The following is a 20,719-nucleotide window of genomic DNA, read 5'->3' on the forward strand; positions in this document are numbered from 1 at the left end:
GTAGTTCAGTTGGTTAGAATACCGGCCTGTCACGCCGGGGGTCGCGGGTTCGAGTCCCGTCCACTCCGCCACTTATTAGAAAATCCCTGCTAGAAATAGCAGGGCTTTTTTACATCTCAAGAAAAGTGTTTTGTCCTTCGGCCGAGTGAGTCCTACAAAGGGTTTGCCAGAAGTCCACAATCCCGTCCATTCCGCTACTTATTAGAAAGCCTAGTCTGACGACTAGGCTTTCGTCGTTTCTGGGGTATGTGTTTTAACTCTTGGCTTTGGCTTCCGTAAAAGGTTGTTTTGGCTAGTAATCGTTGAATCGACGATTGATTAGAAAGCTATGCTAAGCAATAGCAGGGCTTTGCGCTCTAACATGACAAATTGATATTAATTAATAAGTTAGCAGGAGTTCTCTAAGTGGCTGTGGCTTCTTAATTACTTCTGTTGAGTAATTAAGCCGCGCTTTAAACTTCGGAGTTTTGTTGTGTCTCAGCATTGATTTCGTCTAGAGTCTGAAACTCCGCTACTATACATTCACTTCTTCAATCTTAAACTAAGCTATCTGATCGTTATTCCTTCAAAAATCTATATAAAGGTTGTCAGTCAGCTCAAATGGATTCTAAACAACTTGTTTTATAATTGGCAAAAACTACATACGGATAGATCTAAAGTATCCCTCAGTGTTTTTTAGGAAACCTTGCGGGGGATTCCATGAAGATTTAACCTCATGACTTAAAATCAGTACTTATAAAGCATTAATAGCATTTCAAAACCCATGATCAAGATGATGACTTATGGATTGTTACGAACTAGGTAGGTCTTATTAAAAATGGACGGTGCTTCGGTCAGCAATAAGCTGGGTGTGAAGAAGGGATTTGGATGGAAGACTTTTACTATCATCTCTAGTGTTTGCTTATTAGTACTTAGCAAGTTATCTAAGGTAAACAGTAGATACAAAAAAGCCGATGCTTGGCATCGGCTTCATGATAGTTGTAACAGTTTAAGCTGGTTGAACGAGAGCGAGTGCCTTACGAGAAACTTCGTGAGCTGCCTTCGTTAAGTTTTGCTTTTCTAGTGCATCAGATAGGTATCCGTAATCTGATACGTTTGAGCGAAGTGCTAGTGCTTTCTCGAAGTGGGTTTGTGCTTCTGACCACTTCTGTTCTCTTAGGTAGAACTGAGCCAATGCGCTGTGTGCTTCGGCATTGTCACCATCTTTACTGATGGCGCGCTCTAGCATCACAACGACTGGGTGGTGATCGGCAAGGTTAAGCTCTGGAAGCAACATGTAGAGCTCATTTGAACCACTCTTCGCAATGTTCTCTTTGATCACAGTGAAGGCTTCTGAGTCAGCTTTACGAGCGATCAGTTGCTTCACAAAGCAGGAAACAAGGTGAGAGCTTTGTTTCTGCTTTCTTGAAAGCTTGTTCCAATGGCTGATTAAACCTTCGCTACCTTGCTGCTGTGCCACATCGTGAAGCAAGCCGCATTGTGCTTTTTGTTCTAACTCAACTTGCTCATCAGCCGTAAGAAGCTTGTTTTTAGCTAGCTTAGGCGTTAACTCTAGTAATGGTTGCCAGAGTTTAAGTTGCATGTAGGTGGCTTTTAATAGGCCAAGTACAGCGGTGTTATTAGGGTACGTACCTTTTAAGGTCGAAAGTGTATCGAATGCGGCTTCGTAGTTCGACTCACTGATCTGTTGTTTTGCTTTAGTTAGCTCAACGGCCAGTAGAGAGTCCTCTTGTTGGCTAGCAAGTTCGATGTACTTATCACGCTCACTCGTATTGCCTTGTTCATGAGCAGCTTGAGAAGCGACTAAATAGCAAAGTAGAGGCATGTCGTGATGATTAGCCCAACGAGTTACTTTCCTCTCTGCGCCTTTCCAATCACCTTCAAGAAGCTTGATGATGCCTTCATTGGTATAACGACGAGAGCGTTTTAGTTTACGAACACTGAACCAGTTCCAAGTAGTTGAGCTTGCGTACATAAGCTTTTTGAATAGGTACTCCAAGCCGAATAGAGCAGCTAGAAGAGCAATGACAAAAATAACCAGTGTTGTCACGCTCATCTCAATGGTCTTATTTGCTATCGAGATCAGGACATAACCTTGTTGACCTGAGAACTGGGTACCGACAACTAATCCGGCACCTAGAACGAGAAAAAGAAAAATCCAGCGAATCATTATTTCTCCTCCGTGGTCATAACGGTTACTTCACGACGTAGGCGCTCACGTATAACATCTGACAACTCATTTTGAGACTCAAGTTTTACAGGGTATTTCACAGAGATATTCTGCTCACTTAACTGTTTAATCGCCTTCTCAAATTCAATCACTGAGTTGTTATCTTGGTTTAGGTACGCTTTCGACCACTCGCTAGCGGTATTAAGTGCTGCACTGTAGACATCACCTTGCTCTTTATAGACAGCGCGAATTGCAGTCTCTAATTTGCCCTTGATATTCTCACGTAGGTAGAAGTGTTGCTCAGGAGATAGTAAAGGGATGACCTCACCATCACGGCTACGGAAGGTGATGAAGTTTTCTGAGAAGTCTTTCATCGACGTCATCAGGTTGTTCTGCCAATCATTAATATCTTTTGATACCGCTTTTTTCTCAACAACTGCAGCTTCTGGAAGAATTGCATTGGCAAGCGGTAGCGTATCGACTTGCTGTTGTAGGCTTGTGATGCGTAAAACTAAGCCATCGCGGTCGACAAGAGGGATAGTGCGAAGCTTAGTAATGTCATTGGCCATTGATTGGCGCAGTGATACTAAGCTTGGGTCATTTAGTGCGGCGATACGTTGATCGGCGCTTTCCATTAGTTTGGTTGCGCTAACGGCATCATGCTCAAGGAACAATTTACGACCTGCTAGTTTTACTAGGTAATCGGCTTCAGCAAGCAACCAGTCATTTGGTCGACGGCCTTTAACGTCAGCTACTGCTAACTGCAGGCTTTGAATACTCTTTTGTTGCTGGGATTGTACGACCTGAGTTTTCTCCACTGCGTGAGAAGCTTCTTGGATAGTCTCTTGCTTGATGGTTTGCAGGTCTTTATTTACTGCAGATTGGGTATTTTGCAGTTGTGTTTGAAGAGCAGCGATTTGAGTTGAGTACTCAGCGCTCTTTTGCTGCATTTGAAATGCGATGCCGCCACTGAAAATAATAGAAATAGCGATCGCAATAGCGCCTAGTTTGACACCGCGCTTACCTTGTTTTTCTGCTTTCTCGATTTGCTCTTTATGCTCAGCTTGAGGCTGTTCACTTTTAACCATATTTGACGCAGAGGCATCAAGTTTTTTTTCAGGCTGTTTTGTCTCTGTAGATTCAGCTTTTTCGTTTTCAACAACTACTGGCTGAGTGTCTGGTTTCTTTTCAGGTTCAATATGCTCATTATTTTTTTTGCTTGTCATGCTTATTTCCTGTTTCTAGCTAGGGCCGGAGAGCAGCCAGTAATATTTGGTTCGTAGCACTGTGAGTATTGGTCACGTTCGAGAAACCGAGTTGTTGTGCTCGTTCTACTATGCGCTGGCTTGGGACAAATAGTTGTCTCGTTGAAAGCCAAGCCAAATACTCATCAGGGGTAATTGAGCAGAGATACTCCAATTGTTCCTGACTAGTGATGACAACTTTGGACGTTTTTTTGTTTATCCATGTTTGATAGATATTGTGATCGTTAATGGGAATATATTCTCTACGGTAGGTCTCACAATAAGAGACTTGTGCACCTCGATTGAGTAAAGAATCTCTAATGAGCTCACGCCCACCATTTCCACGCAGTATCAAAATGGATTTATTATCTACGCCATTAAGTTCAGTAAGTTTGAGAAGATGTTCACTATCACTCACTTGAGGATAGTTTACTTTTTGTTTACTAACTTTGCTTAAAACGTGCGCAGTTTTTTGACCAACGCCAAGATAAAGCGGCGAAGTTGGCCAAATAGATGAAGTTTTCGAAAGGATGCTTTGGGCAGCGGTCACAGCGTGGTGACTGACTGCAATAATGATATCGCTGTTATTAAGCTGGGTGCTTAAATCCGATGAGTGTGGATTATCAACGATACGAATAAGCGGATGATGGATTGCTTGAATCCCTTCATCCGCTAGTTGTTGGCAAAGCGATTGTCCCTCTGAGCCGGGACGTGTCACCAACACTGTCATGATTATTCTTGGTCAGCGTAGAGCTTGGTTAAGATTTCTCTCGCGCCATCATCCAGCAATTGATTTGCCAGAGTAACGCCAAGCGCTTCTGCATCTTTGCGAAGGCCAGAGATCTCACCACGAACCATTTTAGAACCATCTGGTTCGCCTACTAATGCACGTAGCCAGATATTATCGCCATCTAATAATGAATAGCTGCCGATAGGAACCTGACAACCACCTTCTAAGGTAAGGTTCATTGCACGTTCGCACAGGACACGATCAGCCGTGTCTTTATGATTCAGTGGTTCAAGGAGTTTAATCAGACGCTCGTCATCAAGGCGACACTCAATACCAACAGCGCCTTGGCCAACAGCAGGGAGAGACTGCTCTGGTTCGATGAAGCTACGAATACGCTCTTCTAGCTCTAGACGTTTAAGACCTGCAGCAGCCAGTACGATCGCATCGTATTGACCATCATCGAGTTTACCTAGACGAGTACCAACATTGCCGCGCAGTTCTTTGATGATCAGATCTGGGCGGTATTCTAGCAACTGACATTGACGACGCAGGCTACACGTACCCACGACAGCACCTTGTGGTAGCTCGTCGATGTTGTTGTAAGTGTTTGAAACGAAAGCATCACGAGGGTCTTCGCGTTCACAGATAGTTACTAGACCTAGACCTTCAGGGAAGTCGACCGGTACATCTTTCATTGAGTGAACGGCTAGGTCAGCACGGCCTTCTAGCATGGCTACTTCGAGTTCTTTAACGAACAGCCCTTTACCACCCACTTTAGCCAGCGGTGTATCTAGGATGATGTCACCTTTGGTCACCATAGTTACCAACTCAACCTCTAAACCAGGGTGAGCAGCTTGCAGTGCATCCCTTACAAAGTATGCCTGCCAAAGGGCAAGAGGGCTTTTTCTGGTCGCGATACGGATTGGTGCTGAATTTGTCATGGTGTTTCCGATATAGGTTCTGTAATAGGCTAATCCTACCATTGTGAGGCGAAAATTCTTACTGTTTGATCATTCCATGCTTTGATAGCTGAGGGATTTTCATGAGTTCACCAAAATAGTGTGATTGGCATCTCATTTGAAACATGGGCTATTATTAGAAATAGGTAATAAAGAGGACACTACGGCGCCGTGAGTTTAACTTTTTGTCATCAAGGTATTGGCCAGTATGACAGGTTCCTTTGCTTTACCATTAAGGGTAAAAGTGTTAAATTGATCACGTTTTGTTGCTCCTTTCGTTCAGTAACTAAACAGAAGTGCATTTAATCTCAAACCAAGGACTTACCTTGCAGGCTTACACTCAGACTTTGATTCAACGATTAGACAATCTTAATCAGCAGCGCATTGATCGTGCGTTGGCGTTGATGAATGTCCAAGGCCAGCGAGTTTTCAATCTTATTCCTGCACTACTTCACTTCAATCATCCCATGATGCCTGGTTATTATGACCAACAAGTTCCTTTTGGAATTCGTAGCTTCACGCCTAATGAATTCCAAAAACAATTTGTCTCTGATACCGAATTAACGCTGGGTGGCAAACTCACTGAGGCTGCTGAACCGGCGATCCTGGGCTTGTACACCATGGGCAGTACTTCTTCTATTGGCCAAAGCACTTCAAGTGATCTCGATATCTGGGTGTGTGTTTCTCCAGATATGGATGGCGCATCTCGCGACAGCCTGACCAACAAATGTTTGTTGATTACCGACTGGGCTGAAACCTTAGGGGTTGAAGCTAACTTCTTCTTGATGGATGAACAGCGTTTCCGCTCAAACCATTCTGAAGAGATGACCGGTGATAACTGTGGTTCTTCACAGCACTTATTACTGCTTGATGAGTTCTATCGCTCTGCCGTTCGTTTGGCTGGCCAGCGTTTGTTGTGGCAAATAATTCCGCCAGAAATGGAAGAGTGTTACGACGAGTATGTCCAAGGCCTGTGTCAGGATGGTTATCTTGATTGCTCGCAGTGGATCGATTTCGGCAAGCTGAACCGCATCCCTGCTGAAGAGTACTTTGGTTCAAACCTATGGCAGCTCTATAAGAGTATCGACTCACCGTATAAATCGGTTTTGAAGGCGATCCTGTTAGAAGCTTATTCATGGGAATACCCAAACACCCAACTGCTTAGTATTGATACCAAGCGTCGCTTCTTCGCGGATGAACCGGATCTGTATGGCATGGATAGCTACTATCTGATGCTTGAGAAGGTAACGCGCTATCTAGAACGTATTAACGACCACACTCGATTGGACTTGGTGAGACGCTGTTTCTACCTTAAGACCCACGAGAAGTTGTCACGAGATGCGGGCATTGGTTCTGTTGCGTGGCGTCGTGAAGCCTTAACTGAGATGACTAAGTCTTGGAATTGGGGACATGAAACCATTGCTGAGCTCGATAACCGCCGTAACTGGAAGGTAGAGCAGGTTAAAGTGGTACACCATGCATTACTTGATGCCTTGATGCTGAGCTACCGCAATCTGATTCAATTTGCGCGTCGTAACGACATCACTTCGGCAATCAGCCCACAAGATATCAGTATCTTGGCTCGTAAGCTTTACGCTGCGTTTGAGGTGTTGCCGGGTAAAGTGACACTACTGAACCCACAAATCTCTCCTGATCTGCACGAACCAGACTTGAGCTTCATCGAAGTTCGTCAGGGTCAGTCGAATAAAGCCGGTTGGTACTTGTATAAGCAGCCACTGGTAGCGCATCGTATTCTTGGTCAGCCTTCTCTGGAACACCATGAGTACTTGAGTAAGTTGGTTGCTTGGTCGTTTTTTAATGGCTTGATTACCGAGTCGACGCGTTTGCACTCTGTGGTACGTGACGCTCAGATTGATATCGATAAGTTCTACCAAATGGTGAGCGACCTGCGTAATACCTTCTCTTTACGTAAGCGCCGCCCGAGTATGCAAGCTCTGGCGAGCCCGTGTGAAATAAGCCAACTGGCGATGTTCATCAACTTTGAAAGTGACCCAACTTCTGAATTAAGTGGTCGTGCGTTGAAGGTTGATCTTAAGAACGCCGATATCTTCAGTTTTGGTGAAGAGGGTAAGAGTTTAGTCGGCAGTGTTGATCTGGTTTATCGTAACTCTTGGCATGAAGTACGTACGCTTCATTTCCAAGGTGATACTGCAATGCTCGACGCGTTGAAGACGGTACTTGGTAAAATGCACCAAGATGCTTTACCACCAGAATCGGTCGATGTGTTTTGTTACAGCAAAAACCTGCGTGGTGTGATGCGTAATATGGTGTATCAACTGCTTGCTGAATGTATCGACTTACGTTTGAAACCGATTGAGCCGGAGAAGCGCCGCCGCTTCAAGGCTATTCGTCTGGCAAACAAGATGTTTGGCCTGTTCTTTGAACGTCGTGGCGTTTCGGTGCAGATGCTGGAAAACTCGGTCGATTTCTATCGTAGTATCTCGACGAATAAGCTGAAGGGCTCACCTTTACTGATGCTCGATAAAGAGCAAGAGTATCAGTTACCAGAAGTGGTTGATGGTTTTGCGAGTGAAGGTTTAATTCAGTTTTTCTTTGAGGATACCGACAAAGGTTTCAATATTTATGTATTGGACGAGTCGAATCAAGTTGAGGTGTATCACCAATACAGCGGTGAAAAAGATGAGATGATCGCGAGCGTGAATTCTTTCTACACTTCAGTAAAAGATGAGTCGAAGGTGTCATCTAAGTTGATTAATTTCAATCTACCTCAGTACTACCAAATTGTTCATCCTGAAGAAGGTAACTCTTACGTGGTGCCTTACCGTAATGATGCGACTTTAGCTTCTCGGAGCTCAAAGATAGTCAACATCTAGGCTTATTCTCGATAATTGATATTAAGAAAGGAGTGATTGATTCACTCCTTTTTGTTTTTTTACCAATAATTAGACCCAATTGATCTCTTCACCTGCGTGCTTTACGCATTCTTCTTTTACCATCTCAAACAATTCCATGCCCGTCTTTGAGCATGTCCACTTGTCATCAATTAGCTTGAAGTGAAAGCCACCAGATTTAGACGCTAGCCAGATCTCACGCATTGGTTCTTGGCGGTTGATGATAATTTGGCTGCGGTTTTCAAACTCCAGCGTCATCACGTTACCAGTCACTTCGTAATCAACATCTGCCTCTGATTCATCGATAGCTTCTTCGATGTTTTGCATCTGTATATCGACTAGCTGATGAAATTCAGTATCGTTCATCCTTTCTATCCTATTGCTTTTCTTGAGTGTGGTGCGATTATAGGGGGCATTGAGTTAATAATCACGATATGCAAAATGAAAAAATTAATTACCGCTCTGTTTATGGTGTCCGTTATTGGACTTTCTGGTTGTGGTCAAACGGGTCCGTTGTACGATCCTGATGAAGTTCAGCAGACTGAACAATCACAATAAGTGAAACACGCAGAAATCGTTATTTATAAGGGATAAGAACTTTGGATTACTTCAACTATCAGGAAGATGGCCAGCTTTGGGCTGAGGACGTCGCACTTTCACAACTAGCAGAGCAATATGGTACTCCGTTGTACGTATATTCTCGTGCAACATTAGAACGCCACTGGAATGCGTTTGATTCATCGGTTGGTGAGCATCCACACTTGGTGTGTTATGCCGTTAAAGCTAACTCGAACCTTGGCGTGTTGAATACTTTGGCTCGCATGGGCTCAGGTTTCGACATCGTTTCTGGCGGTGAGCTAGAGCGTGTGGTTGCTGCAGGTGGCGATCCGGCTAAAGTTGTGTTTTCTGGTGTCGGCAAAACAGCCGCTGAAATGAAGCGTGCGCTTGAGTTGAACATAAAATGCTTCAACGTAGAGTCTGAGCCAGAACTGGAGCGACTGAATAAAGTGGCTGGTGAGCTTGGTGTTAAAGCGCCGATTTCACTGCGTATCAACCCAGATGTTGATGCGAACACTCACCCTTACATTTCTACGGGTCTGCGTGATAACAAGTTCGGCATTGCCTTCGACCGTGCTCCTGCAGTTTATGCGTTTGCAAAAACACTCGATAACTTGTCTATCCACGGTATTGATTGCCACATCGGTTCCCAATTAACGGATATCGAACCTTTTATCGATGCCACTGATCGTCTGCTTGCACTGATCGACCAACTACGTGCCAATGATATCAACATCAAGCATCTTGATGTTGGTGGCGGTTTGGGCGTGGTTTACCGAGATGAATTACCACCACAACCTTCAGATTACGCGAAGGCTTTGTTGGCTCGTTTAGACAATCATTCTGATCTAGAGTTGATTTTCGAGCCTGGAAGAGCGATTGCTGCGAACGCTGGTGTATTATTAACGAAAGTTGAGTTCCTGAAGCCAACAGAGCATAAAAACTTTGCCATCATCGATGCGGCAATGAACGATCTGATGCGCCCGGCACTTTACCAAGCTTGGCAGGATATTGTGCCAGTGAGCCCGCGTCAGGGTGAAGCGGTGACTTACGACTTGGTTGGCCCTATCTGTGAGACGGGTGACTTCCTAGGTAAAGACCGTGACCTTGTTCTTGAAGAAGGCGATCTACTGGCTGTTCGTTCTGCAGGTGCTTATGGCTTTGCTATGTCATCTAACTACAACACTCGTTCGCGTGCGGCTGAAGTGATGGTTGATGGCGATAAAACTCATTTGGTTCGTCAGCGTGAAGAGCTTACGAGTCTGTGGGAACTTGAAAACATTCTTCCGGAGTAATTTTAAGCGTTATGCACTTCCACTTTTCTAAAATGCATGGTTTGGGCAATGATTTCATGGTCGTGGACTGCATTACTCAAAATATTTTCTTTTCTCCAGATTTGATCCGTCGTTTGGCGGATCGTCACACTGGTGTGGGCTTTGATCAGCTACTTGTGGTCGAGGCTCCCTATGATCCAGAAACCGACTTCCATTACCGCATATTCAATGCGGATGGCAGTGAGGTGGAGCAGTGTGGTAATGGTGCGCGTTGTTTTGCTCGATTCGTTCGCATGAAAGGCTTAACGAATAAGTACAGCATCAACGTGAGCACCAAGAAAGGTAAAATGGTTCTCAAGATTGAAGACAATGACCAGATCACTGTCAACATGGGCATTCCTGAGTTTGAACCTGGCAAAATCCCATTCAAGGCAAAGCAGCCTGAGAAGACGTATATCTTAAGAACGGATGTACATACCTTGTTCTGTGGTGCCGTAAGCATGGGTAACCCGCATGTGGTTACCGTTGTTGATGATGTCGACACTGCAGATGTGGAGACCTTAGGTCCGCTTCTTGAATCACATGAACGCTTCCCTGAGCGTGTTAATGCTGGCTTTATGCAAGTGATTAACCGTGAAGAGGTTCGCTTGCGTGTTTATGAACGCGGTGCGGGTGAAACTCAGGCGTGTGGCAGCGGTGCATGTGGCGCGGTTGCGGTTGGTATCAATCAAGGTTTACTGGCTGAGAACGTGAAAGTTCGTCTACCTGGTGGTGATTTGCAGATTAGTTGGCAAGGTCCGGGTAAACCTCTGTTTATGACTGGCCCTGCAACCCATGTGTTTGATGGTCAACTTTCTTGCTAATAAACATTCATAACCAATAGATTCATAAAATAAAGGATAGGTTTTGTCTTACGTTGAAGCCGACGCACTCACCGCAGAAGTGGTCGCGGAATATTTACGTGATAACCCAGATTTTTTCCAAGACAGGAAAGGTTTGGTTGATCGCCTTGCTATCAATAATGTTGAGCAGGGCGCTGTTTCTCTGGTGGAGGTTCAGCTTAAACGCCAACGCCATCGAATCGAAGAGCTAGAGGAAGAAATCACTGGCTTGATGTCGTTGGCAGCGAATAACGATAAAACCTTCTATGAATTTATGGATCTGCAAGCTCACGTGCTGAAATGCAGTGACTTTATGCAGGTGATCAAAGCTGTTGAACAAAAAGCGTTAGATTTAGGGTTGAAGGCCCATGTACGAATTCTCTCGCAACCTGGCTTTTATAAGCTGAGTGAAGAGCGCTATTCGAAGTTTTCGCTCAACCATTTCAATGGTAAAGATGCTTATCTAGGGCGCTTGAGAAAAGCCGACAGACACGATTTGTTTGGTGATTTCCACGTTCCAGAGCTAGGCTCTTATGTAGTACTACCACTTGCTAAGCAGTCTCCATTGGGTTTGCTTGCCTTTTCTAGTGAAGATGGCGGACATTTCCAACCTCATATGGATACGCTATTTTTACGCCATTTAGCACTTGTTGTGTCTCATTTGGCGGACACCTTACCTTGGCAGATAAATAATGAGCCTAGAGCCCAAAGTACCTCTTCCTAACAGCCTTCAAAAGCCACTTTCTCGCTTCTATGAATATCTCAGAAGCGAGAAGGGACTCAGCCTACACACCCAACGTAATTACAAACAACAACTTGAAACTATGGCCGCTCATTTGGTCACACTTGGACTGAAAGATTGGGGCCAAGTAGACGCGGCGTGGGTAAGACAACTTGCCAGTAAAGGCATGCGTGAAGGAATGAAAGCGAGCAGTATTGCGACGCGCTTATCTTCATTACGCAGCTTCTTTGATTTCCTTGTGTTACGTGGCGAAATGACCGCAAACCCAGCCAAAGGGGTTTCTGCACCTCGCAAACAACGTCCTTTACCTAAAAATCTCGATGTCGATGAAGTCGGACAGTTGCTTGACGTGAATGAAGACGACCCATTATCGATTCGTGATCGAGCGATGATGGAGGTGATGTATGGTGCAGGTTTACGTCTCGCTGAACTGGTTGGCATCAATCTTAAAGATGTGCTGGGCCGGCAAGGCGAAATCCGAGTGATTGGTAAGGGCGACAAAGAACGCAAAGCACCGTTTTCAGGACTGGCTAAAGAGTGGGTCGATAAATGGCTCAAAGTGCGCGGTGATCTTGCTTCTCCGGGAGAAAAGGCCCTGTTTGTGTCCAAGTTAGGGACCCGGATCTCTCATCGTAGTGTGCAAAAGCGTATGGAAGAGTGGGGTAAGAAGCAATCCGTCGCGAGTCATATTAGCCCGCATAAACTGCGTCACTCCTTTGCAACTCACGTGCTTGAATCGAGCCAGAATCTTCGTGCTGTCCAAGAGTTGTTGGGGCATGAAAATATCTCGACAACCCAAATTTATACTCACTTGGACTTCCAACACTTAGCTCAAGCGTACGATGAGGCTCACCCTCGAGCACGTAAGAAGAATAAAGATTAGATTAAAGGTTTTACTATGCGAATTTATCGAGGGTTGAAGCCCATCAAAGCCATGACCTTTGACTTGGATGACACCCTGTATGACAACTGGCCTGTGATCATGAAGGTAGAAAAAGAGATGGCGCAGTGGCTTTACCAAAAGCACCCAGTGTCGGCTTCTTTATCGCTCGAAGAGTGGCAGGGCATTAAGCAGCAAGTCGCCTCTGAAAACCCAGCTTTAAAGCATGATGTTACCGTTTGGCGTGAAACACAGATTAAGAGTGGCTTACTGCAGTTGGGCTATTCTCAGCAGCAAGCTGAACAGGCGGCTCGTGAGGGGATAGAACATGCTTTGTGGTTGCGCAATCAAGTCGATGTTCCTCAAGAAACGCATCGAGTGATGGCAGAACTTAGCCAACGCATTCCTTTGGTTGCGATTACCAATGGCAATGTCGATCCACATAAAATTGGTTTAGGGCAGTATTTTCAACGAATTCTTAAAGCTGGCCCAAACGGTAGAGCAAAACCCTACCCAGATATGTTTGATAAAGCGCAGCAATACTTAGATGTTGATGCCATCAACATTCTTCATGTCGGCGATCATCTTAGAACGGATGTTTACGGAGCTAAGCAAAATGGCTTCCAAGCATGCTGGTTTAATGACATTGGTTCCAATTTATACCTCTCTTCGAAGGCGAGTGTGCTGCCTGATGTTGAAATAGAGCAACTTAGCGATCTTATGCGACTAATTTAAAGACTTCTGTAAGCTTATTGTGTCGCATTTATGATATTGAATTGTTACATTAGTCGCAATTAAATGCCTGTTTAGGCTAGGATAATTGGCGACTACTTTTTATCGATTCATTTCAGTCATAGCAGTGGTTGCGGGTTCTTCACTTCACTCTATTTCGATCAAGGGTTGGCATGCAAACATTTACATTTCTCGCAAATACTGAGGAGCTATTTAAATCTCAATTTGATCAGCGAGAGTGGTGTGACAGCAAACAATATCTTATTCAACTTTTCTCTGCCCAATCTTCTGATGTGGCTCGTCGAATCGCGAGTGTTGCTCTCAATCGCCTAAGCAATGCCACCCTAATTGGCCAGAGTGCTCGTCATGTTATCTGTGACAATTGTCTTGAGAGTAGTTGTACCTTAATCATTATCAGTGAGTTTAATGAAACCCGTTTAACCTCCGCGGTTCAGCCTTTTACAGGCAACCCAAACCAAGACAGCCAAGAGCTCGCTTCTCAACTAGACCTCTCGAAAGATGCTAAAACGGTCATCAGCCTATGCGATCAGGTTGAAGGTCGTGATTATCCTATCTATAGCGCCTTTGAAAACCTACCCTACACATTGCCTGTTGCTGGTGGCTTGTGTCATGAGAATGAATACGGGCGTTGGGTTATGCATAACGAACAGACCTACCAACACGCTTGTGTGGCGGTGGCTCTGACTAACCCCAGATTGAAGGTTTGGTCAGATGCCTATTCTGAGTGGAACCCGATCGGGATGAAGCTGCGAGTGACTCACGCAGTCGGAAATCGCTTATACGCGTTGAACGACAAGCCGGCTATTGAAGTATTCAAACATTACCTTGCGGATGGTAAAGATCTCCCTTTCAGTCAGTTGATGAGCTTTCCGCTTTATCGAGAGCTTGGCAGAAAGAAGGGCATATCGACACCGCTGCGCATTAATGATGATGGCAGTATCGAGTTTGATAGTCCTTGGCATGTCGGCGAAGAGGCACAGTTTTGTTATAACCATCCTTCTTTGACCGCAGAAAAAGTGCGTCACGGCGCTGAGATGCTTGCCATGCATCAACCGGAATCGGTGATCATCTATAACTGCGTCTCTCGACTTGAATTCATCGACAGTAAACTTGAACTCAAGCCATTTGAGGGGATAGTAAATGCGTGCGGCGCATACTGCATGGGTGAGCTATACCGCAACGACGATCGCCAAGAGATACTGCATCACAGTCTCACCTATATTGCGATGAGAGAGTCGGATGAGATTAATGAGTTTCGTTGTGAAGATTTCCAGCGTGACTCAACGGTATCGCCACTGCTTAATCTCGTCAGAAATGCGGTGGCTGATCTCGACAGTATGAACACGCAGATGGAGAAAAAACTTCATCAACAGGCGCGTCGTTTAACCGAAAGCTACCGTATTGATTCTCGCACCGGGCTGCCCAACCGTATCGTATTAAAAGAGCGCCTCAATACGATTCTCTTCAGTGAGCACTTACTGACGTTAAAGCTGACTAATTTCCATCAAGTTAACGAGAAGTATGGTTACCAAGTGGGTGACCAGTTGTTACTTGATTTATCTAATCATTTTGTCGAGCGATTACACCTTAGTGTGGCTAAGGAATCTCAGGTGAAAGTAGAGCTGTTCAGCATTGGTGTCGGCGAATGGGCGATCATTTTTAACGCCAATGTTGGCTGCGAGAAGATAGAGCAACGTTTCGTTGAGTTTGCTGACGATATTGAGCACATCAATTTTGAGCCGTATGGCTTGGCTGATATTGATTATCTGTCAGTTTCTCTGTGTGGCGGCTTCGCTAGTCGTTGCGATTTCCTAACCGATAGTGGTGATGAGATCTTATTGAAAGCGATCGAAGCTCGACGTTATGGGGTCAGGAATAACACTCACATCACCAATGCTAAAGACATTCAGGTGAGTGAAGAAGATCGCAAAGAGCAACTAGGCTGGCTGAGCTGTGTAAGTCGTGCGATTTTAGATCAGAACATCATCACTTATTCCCAGCCAATTGTCGCGTCCGGTACTCACGAAATGATTGGCCAAGAGTGCTTGGTCAGAATCATGGAGTCAGACGGTACCATTGTGCCACCAGGTAAGTTCTTACCTATCATTGCCGACACGCACCTTTACACTCGCCTCAGCCGACACATGATTAAGAACACAATAGGTTATATGGCGGATAAGCAAAGCCCATTTTCTATCAACCTATCCCCGCAAGATTTGTTGAGCGACAAGACGCTTGAGGTGCTCGAGACCGCCATCAGTGCTATGAACGATCCCACTCGACTTGGCCTAGAGGTTCTCGAGTCTGAGCAGATTAAAGATTACGGTCGCATGATTGAGGTGTGTGATCACTTCCGTGCTCTCGGGGCGAGAATCATTGTTGATGACTTTGGGTCTGGCTATTCCAATATTGATGAGATCATTAAGCTTGAGCCGCAGATTATCAAGCTCGACGGTAGTCTGATCCGCAACATCGACAAAGACCAAAAGCAAAGAAACATCGCCTCTCAGTTGGTTCGCTTATGCCAGGTGTTTAATGCACAAACCGTTGCTGAATTTGTCCATAACCAACAGGTTTGTGAGATAGCAGAGCAAATGGGTGTCGATTATCTGCAAGGTTATTACTTTGGTGAGCCTAAGCGACTGTTTTAGTTGTTAAAGCTTTCCGTATCCTATTGTGACTTGCTTTAAAAAGTGTTCTGCCGCTATTGGTGACTGTTTTAAGTGGAATCAATGATGTCTAACTAACGTCACAATATTTATAAGACGATCGTAAGTATTCCGTGCAAGCCTTATCTATAATAAGCACAATAACCAATCATTAACGTAACGATTAATGTGAATATGCAATCGACCTCTCTCCTGATACAAGATATAGAGCAAACCCAGCGTGAATTGCAAAAGATAGATTTTCATCAACATGAAGACCTACTGATTCAGGTGTTTTCTTCTTTCGAGAAAGGTTCGGTTTTGGCTGCCTGCCAAGTGATTCAAGCGACTTTCCCTAATGCTAGGCTGATTGGCTGTAGTGCAAACCACTACATCAGCCAAGGTGTCATCCTGCATCAAGGTCTCTATATTATTGTCACTCGCTTCGATGCGACCTCTTATACTTGTGGCGTTGTCGAATACAGCAAGCAACCACTATTAGATAGTCAATCGATGTGGCAGCAGCTTGAGTGCAATACCAATACTCAAAGTATCATCTGTTTCGCGGATCGCTTGCAGATAAACAACCGCGACTTATTTTCAGCGTTTGAACAATCGAGATATTCATTGCCTATTTGTGGCGGTGCATCGACCATCACAGATAATGGGCGATGGGTAATGCTAGACGGCATTTGCTATGAGAATGCTTATGTGATGTTGGCGTTGCACAGTGTCGAGCTCGCAACCACCAAGGGTTATTACACCGAGTGGAACCCTATTGGCCGCACCTTCCGTGTTACTGGTGCTCAAGATAACCGGTTAGCTGAATTGGATGGTATGCCTGTTCGCGATCTTTATAATCGCTACCTTGCAGATGGCCTCGAAGTACCTTTCGAGCAACTGCATAATTTCCCCTTGATGGTCGGTGACCCGAAAGAACAAAACATTCACTTGCCACTCAAGGTGAGAGATTGTGGAGAGATAGAATTTAGTGGTCATTTTCAGATTGGTGATGAGGTCAGGTTTTGTTACGACCATCCTTCACTGACCTTGGAGCAGATCCGACTCGGTGTTCAACAGATTGCCTCTCATAAACCGGAGCAGTTTTTTATCTACAACTGCACCTCTCGTATCGATTTTATTGATGGTAACCAAGAAGTAGAGGTCTTCCAGAAGCTCGCAGACACCTATGGTGTGTACTGCATGGGAGAACTCTATCAAGAGCGTGGCCAACAACGAATCCTGCATCATAGCCTCACTTATCTCGCGCTTAGAGAAGGTGAAGGCAAGGCCATACAGCCATTAGAGACACAACCCGCGACCAATATATCGCCTCTGTTTTCATTGATTCGAAATGCACTGCTTGATGTTGATGACATGAACAACAGCATGGCGAGTAAGATTCAGCAACAAGCGACCGCATTAACGGCGAGCTACCGAATTGATCGTCGCACTGGGCTACCCAATAGAAGTGTACTGCGTGAGAAGCTGTCACAAATGAGCTCTGACAGTCATTTGTTGGCTTTGAAGGTCACCACATTTGGTCAAATCAATGAGAAGTATGGTTATCGAGTAGGTGACAAACTTCTGCATGATCTGAGTGATTACTTTCAGAAAGCGCTGTGGCAGTTTTTTGATGAGGGTTGCCAGCTCTACAGTATTGGTATTGGTGAGTGGGCGGTGGTGTTTGATAGTTGGGCCAGCCAAGAACACATTCATCAGCGTTTCTCTGAATTTTCAGACCAAACCGAGCATGTCAATTTTGAGCCGATGGGGCTACCCGATATCGATTATCTTTCGGTTTCAATCTGTGCGGGTGTCGCGAGTCGTCGAGATTTTCCTGCGACCTCGATTGATGACTTGTTACTGAAAGCGATTGAAGCTCGACGCAGTGCGGTGAGCCAGAATAAACATCTGGTGAGTGCCAAGACGTTAATTCAATTGGAGAAGCATCGCCAAGAGCAACTCGGCTGGCTGTCGTGTGTGAGCCGCGCAGTGCTCAATCAAAATATTGTTGCGTGCTCTCAACCTATTGTATCGGCGCATAGCCACCAGGTAGAAAGCTATGAGTGCTTAGTTCGAATTGAAGAGGACGGTCAGTTGATTGCGCCGGGTAAGTTCTTGCCGATCATTGAGGGAACTCATCTCTATACGCGTTTAAGTCGCCAGATGATAACGCGCACCTTTGATTTTATGAGCCAGAGAACCGATTCGTTCTCAATTAACTTGGCGCCACAAGATTTCAGCAATGAGAAAACCATTCTTCACCTTGAACAAGCCATCAAAAAAATCAGTCACCCACAGCGTATTGGTTTAGAGGTGTTGGAAACCGAGCAAATTCAGGATTACGGCCGCTTGATCGAGGTGTGTAATCACTTCCGCGATCTTGGTGTGAATATTATTGTCGATGACTTTGGTTCGGGCTACTCGAACATTGATGAGATATTGAAACTGGAACCACAAGTGATAAAGCTTGATGGCAGTTTAATTCGCAATATCGATAAGGATAAAAAGCAACGCAAGATAGCGCAACAGCTGGTGAGCTTATGTCAGATTCTGAATGCTAAGACGGTGGCGGAGTTCGTACATAATGAACAGGTGTGTCGTATTGCAGAAGACATGGGCGTCGATTACCTGCAAGGGTATTACTTTGGTCAACCTCAACGCTTATTCTGATAGGGAGAGTAAAATCTCTTTTCAACGAACAGCTAGAGTGTGCGTTTCACGTGAAACACTAAATGGTTCAATAGATTAAAGTACGATGTGAAAAGGGTGAGCTTATTGCTCACCCTTTTTGTTTTTAGTATCGGTCCCGTCCTGAAATGTGCATATTACTTTCCCGCGCACCTGCTTGATCTATTTGAGGGCGTGGCCACATTTGTCGGCGTGGAATACTTTTAGATACTGTTGGTAGTAGTCATCAATCAGTTTGGCAGGTTCGCCTTCACCTAAAGATTTGAGTAACTCAATACCCACTTCGCAAGTACACAGATGGCCACTGTCTTGATTGCGGCGCAAGGTGTAAGACGATTCAGTCGTGATATCGAGATGGACTTGAGGAATGGTGTTTAACCACGCGCTCTTGTTGAGCATTTTCTTCGCTTCTTGCCATGTGCCATCCAAGATGATGAATAACGGCTTACGATTTCCAGCTACAGATGACACGGCTTGCTGGCACTCAATACTGTTGCCACTTGGAAACAGCAAAAAAGGCTGCAATGCTTTGTCTTCGAGTAAGGCAATCAACTCTTCTGGTGGTGTTTTTCGTTGCCACACGAAGGACTGACATTGCTGAATAGATTGCTCAAGCAACTTTCCGGTATTGGTGTCTCGCGACAGTTCATTCTCATGAGTCAGTAGGACAAGATCGGTTTGGCTTTCAACCGTCGGTATTAGATGACAAACGCACTGGTGAGTGAAGCCACAACCATGGCAAGCTTGTTGGTTACTCATCTTTACAGCTTAACTCCACTTTGTGCAGGTGATACACCATCAGCAAACAAAACCACGTCGCTGATATCAGCATCATCTGCAACTGGAGCAACACTTGGGTTAAGTGGGTAGCTCACTCCAGAGTATGACAGTGTGTGTTTTGCAGGTGTTGCACCGCCGCCACTGACATTGAAGATCAGATCCTGCCAGCCGTGGTTTTGCGATTTACCTAAGCGTATGTCGCCCTTAACCAGTGTCACTCGGCTATTGAAGCGCCAGTTATCTTGATGGTTTTCGAAAATTAGCAGTGTACAGCCACCAGAACCACACCAATCGAGCTGGGCAAACAGTTCTTCTTTACCATCGCCATTTAAGTCGTAGGTTAACCAGCGGTACTTAGTATTGTCTGGTGAGGTGTTATTGATCTTAAAGTATTCGCGGATCGCTTGGTCGACTTTTTGATCAAGTTGATCACTGGAGTTCACCTGCTTTGCGGTTAGATCAACGTTAGCGGTGGTGTTGACTTGCGCTTGTGCACTCTTAGCTTCGAATAGCACCAGACCGCCATTGGCAATCGGGTAGACAACGTTGCCCACTTTCTCTTTTTGAGCGACCAGTTTGCCGTTATCGAGCGTGAAGATACGCTCAGAGATCAAATACTGTTGCTGGTGGCGAGTCATAACCACTTGTACCTGATTTTGGTTCAGTTGCTGCCAGAAGCCTTGTTCAACAATAGAAGGGTCTCCATTGCTGTACGAGTATGTCGTAATGGCGCTGTGGTCATCGTTGAGCTCAAGGTTGATAGAGAATCCAGTGTTCTGCGTTGAGCTAGCGAAGTAGAGCCCGCTCCAGTCCAATGTTGGATCTTGGTTAGAAACCGTTGCACAGCCATTATAGTTACTGTCATTGAGGTTAAGCTTGGCATGCCATCCATAGATAGAATCGCTCATGCCGTCGCTGCAACTCTCTTTTGTAAGGTTGAGTTTGCCTTGCGCTGCTTTACCTTCTAATTGGTAATCACGACTGCTTGGTGTGGTGCGACTTGATTCAATATCGAGGATCTGTGGCTGTTCGCCCATCTTAGTGTATTTGAGCTGGTCTTTATCGAAGCTTGCTGACCAGAAGGGTTCATTGCCGAATACACGTGTTGAACGCAGGGGTTGGTCACAACGATCAGGGTTTTCTGCGGTGAGGATATTCACTTGATCAACCACGAAACGTGCCGTGAAATCTGCGTTATAACCTGTTTGGCTCGGTACGGTTAGATGACCAATCAGCTCGCCGTATAAGGCTTGGTAAGGTCTCGTTGAGAGCCCTTGTGCTTCTAATGCGAGTTCTGGCGTTAAATCTAACCAGTATTGTTGTTGGCTACCGCAAGGAGTGAAGGTTCGGCTTTCGTGGCCAACCACAACCTGACCACGCATGATGAAGGTTTGCGGTTGAATGCTCAGTGGCTCATCCAAGGTTGCTGGTGGTAGTTCTGGCTTTTGGGGGGCATCTGGCGCTGTGACACAGCCTTGTAGAGCGAATGCGACTAGCCATGTCACTGGGTTTTTCATTACCTTCATGTTATAT

The 20,719-nt window shown here is 45.2% G+C and carries 16 protein-coding genes; 9 read left to right on the forward strand and 7 right to left on the reverse strand.

Features of this window, described 5'->3' with window-relative positions:
- Positions 1-988: 988 nt before the first annotated feature.
- From NX845_RS21325 to hemC, 4 genes are read right to left on the reverse strand one after another with little or no spacing between them, the layout of a single operon-like run.
- Entirely contained in the window at positions 989-2,170 is a 1,182-nt protein-coding gene (locus NX845_RS21325; protein ID WP_102575112.1) for a heme biosynthesis protein HemY, read from the reverse strand.
- Positions 2,170-3,396, reverse strand: a complete 1,227-nt coding sequence (locus NX845_RS21330; protein WP_102575113.1) for a uroporphyrinogen-III C-methyltransferase — start codon at positions 3,394-3,396, stop codon at positions 2,170-2,172. Before NX845_RS21330 ends, NX845_RS21325 begins: the two co-directional genes overlap by 1 nt.
- A 19-nt stretch (positions 3,397-3,415) precedes the next feature.
- A complete protein-coding gene (locus NX845_RS21335) occupies positions 3,416-4,144 on the reverse strand; it encodes a uroporphyrinogen-III synthase (protein WP_054548359.1) in 729 nt (242 codons plus the stop codon).
- Between the two features lie 2 nt (positions 4,145-4,146).
- Positions 4,147-5,085 carry a hydroxymethylbilane synthase gene (gene hemC / locus NX845_RS21340; protein WP_009848205.1) on the reverse strand — a complete coding sequence of 313 codons (939 nt, stop codon included), beginning with the start codon at positions 5,083-5,085 and terminating at the stop codon, positions 4,147-4,149.
- 344 nt (positions 5,086-5,429) lie between these two features.
- Here hemC and NX845_RS21345 point away from each other — a divergent pair, with 344 nt between their 5' ends.
- Entirely contained in the window at positions 5,430-7,958 is a 2,529-nt protein-coding gene (locus NX845_RS21345; protein ID WP_017084846.1) for a class I adenylate cyclase, read from the forward strand.
- A 69-nt stretch (positions 7,959-8,027) separates the two neighbouring features.
- Here the strand turns inward: NX845_RS21345 and cyaY are convergent, their stop codons facing one another.
- Positions 8,028-8,342 carry an iron donor protein CyaY gene (gene cyaY / locus NX845_RS21350; protein ID WP_010438796.1) on the reverse strand — a complete coding sequence of 105 codons (315 nt, stop codon included), beginning with the start codon at positions 8,340-8,342 and terminating at the stop codon, positions 8,028-8,030.
- On the opposite strand from cyaY, the gene NX845_RS21355 reads away from it, so the two are divergent.
- From NX845_RS21355 to NX845_RS21390, 8 genes are all read left to right on the forward strand, one after another.
- A complete protein-coding gene (locus NX845_RS21355; protein WP_017084848.1) occupies positions 8,322-8,534 on the forward strand; it encodes an LPS translocon maturation chaperone LptM in 213 nt (70 codons plus the stop codon). The two genes, cyaY and NX845_RS21355, sit on opposite strands and share 21 nt — an antisense overlap.
- Positions 8,535-8,575: 41 nt before the next feature.
- The gene (gene lysA / locus NX845_RS21360; protein ID WP_004736616.1) at positions 8,576-9,829 is read left to right on the forward strand and encodes a diaminopimelate decarboxylase; all 1,254 of its coding nucleotides are present in this window, start codon (positions 8,576-8,578) and stop codon (positions 9,827-9,829) included.
- A gap of 11 nt (positions 9,830-9,840) precedes the next feature.
- A complete protein-coding gene (gene dapF, locus NX845_RS21365) occupies positions 9,841-10,671 on the forward strand; it encodes a diaminopimelate epimerase (RefSeq protein ID WP_004736615.1) in 831 nt (276 codons plus the stop codon).
- A gap of 43 nt (positions 10,672-10,714) precedes the next feature.
- A complete protein-coding gene (locus tag NX845_RS21370; RefSeq protein WP_102566586.1) occupies positions 10,715-11,413 on the forward strand; it encodes a DUF484 family protein in 699 nt (232 codons plus the stop codon).
- Positions 11,382-12,314: a tyrosine recombinase XerC gene (gene xerC / locus NX845_RS21375; protein ID WP_017079841.1), complete on the forward strand. Its 933-nt coding sequence runs from the start codon at positions 11,382-11,384 to the stop codon at positions 12,312-12,314. Before NX845_RS21370 ends, xerC begins: the two co-directional genes overlap by 32 nt.
- A gap of 15 nt (positions 12,315-12,329) precedes the next feature.
- Positions 12,330-13,046: a 5-amino-6-(5-phospho-D-ribitylamino)uracil phosphatase YigB gene (gene yigB / locus NX845_RS21380; protein ID WP_017090345.1), complete on the forward strand. Its 717-nt coding sequence runs from the start codon at positions 12,330-12,332 to the stop codon at positions 13,044-13,046.
- A gap of 170 nt (positions 13,047-13,216) precedes the next feature.
- Positions 13,217-15,715, forward strand: a complete 2,499-nt coding sequence (locus tag NX845_RS21385; RefSeq protein ID WP_065682850.1) for an EAL domain-containing protein — start codon at positions 13,217-13,219, stop codon at positions 15,713-15,715.
- A 192-nt stretch (positions 15,716-15,907) separates the two neighbouring features.
- Entirely contained in the window at positions 15,908-18,388 is a 2,481-nt protein-coding gene (locus tag NX845_RS21390; RefSeq protein WP_065682851.1) for an EAL domain-containing protein, read from the forward strand.
- Positions 18,389-18,568: 180 nt separating this feature from the next.
- Here the strand turns inward: NX845_RS21390 and NX845_RS21395 are convergent, their stop codons facing one another.
- Positions 18,569-19,165, reverse strand: a complete 597-nt coding sequence (locus NX845_RS21395; protein WP_065682852.1) for a tRNA-uridine aminocarboxypropyltransferase — start codon at positions 19,163-19,165, stop codon at positions 18,569-18,571.
- A 2-nt stretch (positions 19,166-19,167) separates the two neighbouring features.
- Positions 19,168-20,712, reverse strand: coding sequence for a COG3650 family protein (locus NX845_RS21400; RefSeq protein ID WP_065682853.1), 1,545 nt, complete (start codon positions 20,710-20,712; stop codon positions 19,168-19,170).
- Positions 20,713-20,719 lie beyond the last annotated feature (7 nt).

The organism is Vibrio sp. NC2, assembly GCF_025195005.1.
Classification (GTDB): Bacteria; Pseudomonadota; Gammaproteobacteria; order Enterobacterales; family Vibrionaceae; genus Vibrio; species Vibrio splendidus.

Excerpts from the sequence above, each read along its gene's own strand:
- NX845_RS21325 (WP_102575112.1), bottom strand. The coding sequence starts at position 2,170 with ATGATTCGCTGGATTTTTCTTTTTCTCGTTCTAGGTGCCGGATTAGTT.
- NX845_RS21330 (WP_102575113.1), bottom strand. The coding sequence starts at position 3,396 with ATGACAAGCAAAAAAAATAATGAGCATATTGAACCTGAAAAGAAACCA.
- NX845_RS21335 (WP_054548359.1), bottom strand. The coding sequence starts at position 4,144 with ATGACAGTGTTGGTGACACGTCCCGGCTCAGAGGGACAATCGCTTTGC.
- hemC (WP_009848205.1), bottom strand. The coding sequence starts at position 5,085 with ATGACAAATTCAGCACCAATCCGTATCGCGACCAGAAAAAGCCCTCTT.
- NX845_RS21355 (WP_017084848.1), top strand. The coding sequence starts at position 8,322 with ATGAAATTCAGTATCGTTCATCCTTTCTATCCTATTGCTTTTCTTGAG.
- cyaY (WP_010438796.1), bottom strand. The coding sequence starts at position 8,342 with ATGAACGATACTGAATTTCATCAGCTAGTCGATATACAGATGCAAAAC.
- dapF (WP_004736615.1), top strand. The coding sequence starts at position 9,841 with ATGCACTTCCACTTTTCTAAAATGCATGGTTTGGGCAATGATTTCATG.
- xerC (WP_017079841.1), top strand. The coding sequence starts at position 11,382 with ATGAGCCTAGAGCCCAAAGTACCTCTTCCTAACAGCCTTCAAAAGCCA.
- yigB (WP_017090345.1), top strand. The coding sequence starts at position 12,330 with ATGCGAATTTATCGAGGGTTGAAGCCCATCAAAGCCATGACCTTTGAC.
- NX845_RS21385 (WP_065682850.1), top strand. The coding sequence starts at position 13,217 with ATGCAAACATTTACATTTCTCGCAAATACTGAGGAGCTATTTAAATCT.
- NX845_RS21390 (WP_065682851.1), top strand. The coding sequence starts at position 15,908 with ATGCAATCGACCTCTCTCCTGATACAAGATATAGAGCAAACCCAGCGT.
- NX845_RS21395 (WP_065682852.1), bottom strand. The coding sequence starts at position 19,165 with ATGAGTAACCAACAAGCTTGCCATGGTTGTGGCTTCACTCACCAGTGC.
- NX845_RS21400 (WP_065682853.1), bottom strand. The coding sequence starts at position 20,712 with ATGAAGGTAATGAAAAACCCAGTGACATGGCTAGTCGCATTCGCTCTA.